Raw genomic sequence first — 517 nt, 5'->3', positions numbered from 1 at the left:
GGCTCTGTTGCAAAAATCGTGAAGCTTGAGCATGCTTGGCGGAGATTGGACGGACGGAACGATGACGGATTTCAAGTGGCGCCATTTCCAGGGTGATGTGATCCTGTGGGCGGTGCGCTGGTATTGTCGCTATCCGATCAGCTATCGCGACCTTGAGGAAATGCTGGCGGAACGCGGCATTTCGGTCGACCATACGACGATCTATCGCTGGGTCCAGTGCTACGCCCCGGAGATGGAGAAGCGGCTGCGCTGGTTCTGGCGGCGTGGCTTTGATCCGAGCTGGCGCCTGGATGAAACCTACGTCAAGGTGCGGGGCAAGTGGACCTACCTGTACCGGGCAGTCGACAAGCGGGGCGACACGATCGATTTCTACCTGTCGCCGACCCGCAGCGCCAAGGCAGCGAAGCGGTTCCTGGGCAAGGCCCTGCGAGGCCTGAAGCACTGGGAAAAGCCTGCCACGCTCAATACCGACAAAGCGCCGAGCTATGGTGCAGCGATCACCGAATTGAAGCGCGAA

1 pseudogene is annotated in these 517 nt (G+C 60.0%); it reads left to right on the top strand.

The annotated features are described in order from the left end of the window. Positions 1–61 precede the first annotated feature (61 nt). Positions 62–517, top strand: a pseudogene (locus tag OKA11_RS24500) (IS6-like element IS6100 family transposase); the annotation flags it as partial.

Source organism: Novosphingobium clariflavum (assembly GCF_026420865.1).
GTDB classification, from domain to species: Bacteria; Pseudomonadota; Alphaproteobacteria; order Sphingomonadales; family Sphingomonadaceae; genus Novosphingobium; species Novosphingobium clariflavum.
Note: the sequence above shows the minus strand (reverse complement) of the source record. Positions and strands in the feature narration are given on the sequence as shown.